This is a genomic window from Dietzia sp. DQ11-38-2, from assembly GCF_014145055.1.
Classification (GTDB): Bacteria; Actinomycetota; Actinomycetes; order Mycobacteriales; family Mycobacteriaceae; genus Dietzia.
The window spans coordinates 1-2,569 of record NZ_JAALDW010000447.1 but is presented as its reverse complement, the minus strand read 5'-3'; the positions used below and the strand labels follow the sequence as shown (position 1 = coordinate 2,569).

The window sequence follows — 2,569 nt, the reverse complement described above, 5'->3', positions numbered from 1 at the left end:
CGCGACGACGAGCTGGCCTCCTCCAGGGCAGGCCCCGCTGTCCGCCCCGGCCCGGACCCGGAGCAGCCGGTCGTGGCCGCGACCACGAGCAGGGCCGCGGCGGCCAGAAGTGGGCGTGCGGGGCGGGAAGGCATCGTTTGCAGTCTGCCAGTTGGTGGATCGTCGGCCCGGTGACGAGACTCGCGGGACGCATGGGGTTGCGCGACGGGTGTCTCTGCCGCGATCCTTGGTGCTGGGGAGCCCCGGTGACCGCGGAGAGTCCGTACGCCGCCCCCGTGCGAGGAGTGTTACCGATGCCCATGTTCGACTTCAGCGAGATGCAGGCTTTCTGGGACGGGATCTTCCCGGCGGTCTTCGGGCCGCTCGCGGCCTTCGTCGACACGATCGGTGCGTCCGTCGAGGGGCCCTGACTCACCCCTGACTCACCCCGCAGCGAGGATCCGGGCCAGGGTCTTGAGGTTCCTGGTGGTGAGGTGACCCTTGTTCTCCCGGCCGTCGAGCACCGCGGACGCGTCCGAGGTCAGCGTCGAGCCGCGGGGGACCCGCCAGTACACGCAGCCCGCGCCCTCGGCCACCGCCTCCGTGCTGCTGGTGGTCATCCCGGCCCCGGCATGCGCGTCGGTGCCGGCGGCCACCTCTCCGACCTCACGGATGGCCGCGTGCATCGCGACCGCCACCCGGGTCGTCACTTCCGGGTCATCCGAGAACACCACGTAGTCGTGGTGTTCGGGCAGCGTGTCGAAGGGGTACGAGGACGCCATCGTCGCCACGTCGTCGAGCGGGAGGACCTGCAGCACGGACCGGTAGCCGAACCTCTCCGCGTAGGCGGCCTCGAGTGCCGCGCGCAGCTCGGGTACCGGTCGCTTATCGGTGACGATCACGTTTCCGGTCGCCAGCACCGTCCGGACCGACGTCCCGCCCGCGGCCTCGGTGCACTCGATCAGGTCGCTCATGGCGATGCGGCCGCCCTTGCCGACGTTGATCCCACGCAGTAACACCACCCTGCGGTGCCCCGGGTCGTCCGTCTGTGCAGATCGAGAACTCATCCCCCGATCTTCCTCCCGGGCCGGCCCCGCGCGGGTAGCTTTCCGGCCATGGCAGTCTCAGTGCAGTCAGTGGTCACGATCGAGGCCGGCGTCCCCGAGATCATGGAGGTCCTCGCCGATGTCGACTCCCTCGTGGAGTGGTCGAGCGCTCACCGCGCGGTCGAGGTCAGGGAGGCCGACGACGAGGGGTGGCCCATCGTCGTGTGGGAGCGGGTGTCCCAGTACGGCGTCACCGACGAGATGGTGGTGCGCTACGAGTGGTACGAAGGCGAGGTGAGCTGGTCGCTGGTCGAGAGCGGTTCCCAGAAGGTCCAGAACGCCCGGTACGAGCTCACGGACAACGGGGACGGCACCACCACGGTCGTCTTTGATCTCGAGGTTGATCTCAAGATCAAGCTCCCGGGGCCGGTGGTCAAGAAGGCCCAGAAGCACATCGCCGACGTGGCCACCACGGGGCTGCGGAACGAGGTTCTCCGGCGACACGGTTGATCGCCCCTCTCCCACGCCTCGCGCCCGCCCCGCTCGCTCGGGCGAGCGGGGCTCAGGGGAACCGGCGGGAGGAGATCAGCCCGTCGGCCAGGCTCCGGCGCACCAGATCGGGCACGGATCTGCGTCGAAGGGGTGCGCTCCCGGTGTGGGCCAGGCGCGCGATCCCGTCGAGCAGGTCGGCCATGGCCTCTCGCGGTGCCCACGACGGAGCCCAGCCGAGTTCGTCACGTGCGCGGACGCAGTCCAGGAGGGGCACGCTGAACGCCAGGTCGAGCCATCCGCGGTCCACCGGTTGCAACCGGGCCCGCCACGTCAGCCCGACGATCGCCCCGAGCAGTGCCAGGGGGACGTGAACCGGCCGGGCCCCGAGCACCTCGGCGAGATCCTCCCTGGTGAACGGTGGATCGGCCGCGAGGTTGAACGGGCCGGTGGCGCCCTGGCCGATCACTCGGACGAGAGCGTCGGCGACATCGTCCGCATGAGCGAGCGGCAGGCACAGGGCCCGGTCGAGCGGCAGCAGCGGCAGCCGCGGCACGAGATGTGCGGGCACGTAGGCGGGGAGTCCGTATCGGGTCAGCCCGCTCGCGGCTGCTCGCTGGACGATGAAGCCCGGCCGCATCCGGGCGACGGGCACCGCATCGCCGCCGTGGCGACACTCGTGCTCGTCGATGAGCCTCTCCGCCATGGCCTTGTGTCGGCTGTAGGCCGAACCCGACACCCCCGTCGTCGCCCAGGTCTCGTCGACGTGCTCACCGTGGCGGCCCGGCGCGTAGGTCCCCACGGAGGAGATGTGAACCAGGTGCCCCACCCCGGCCGACTGCGCGGCCTCGAGGACCGCGGCGGTTCCACCGACCCCGACCCTCTCGAGGTAGCGGACGTCGCGGGTGGGCTGGAAACCCCAGGCCAGGTTGACCACCGTGTCCGCGCCGCTGACGTGGCGACCGAGTTCGCGGGCCGCCCCCGGGCCGGAGACGTCCACCGCGCGCCAGTCGACGCCCCGGTACTCGCCGACGGGATCCGGCGGCCGGCGCACC

General features: G+C 71.3%; 3 protein-coding genes. 1 reads left to right on the top strand and 2 read right to left on the bottom strand.

Annotated features, from left to right (window positions below):
- Positions 1 to 422 precede the first annotated feature (422 nt).
- Positions 423 to 1,046, bottom strand: a complete 624-nt coding sequence (locus G6026_RS14285; RefSeq protein WP_182613565.1) for a DUF1697 domain-containing protein — start codon at positions 1,044 to 1,046, stop codon at positions 423 to 425.
- A 48-nt stretch (positions 1,047 to 1,094) separates the two neighbouring features.
- On the opposite strand from G6026_RS14285, the gene G6026_RS14280 reads away from it, so the two are divergent.
- A complete protein-coding gene (locus tag G6026_RS14280; RefSeq protein WP_182613564.1) occupies positions 1,095 to 1,535 on the top strand; it encodes an SRPBCC family protein in 441 nt (146 codons plus the stop codon).
- Between the two features lie 52 nt (positions 1,536 to 1,587).
- Here the strand turns inward: G6026_RS14280 and G6026_RS14275 are convergent.
- Positions 1,588 to 2,569, bottom strand: a 982-nt coding sequence (locus tag G6026_RS14275; protein ID WP_182613563.1) for an NAD-dependent epimerase/dehydratase family protein, incomplete at its 5' end; no start/stop codon positions are given.

What these genes read in the sequence shown, in the direction of transcription:
- G6026_RS14285 (WP_182613565.1), bottom strand. Translation starts at nt 1,046, where the DNA reads ATGAGTTCTCGATCTGCACAGACGGACGACCCGGGGCACCGCAGGGTG.
- G6026_RS14280 (WP_182613564.1), top strand. Translation starts at nt 1,095, where the DNA reads ATGGCAGTCTCAGTGCAGTCAGTGGTCACGATCGAGGCCGGCGTCCCC.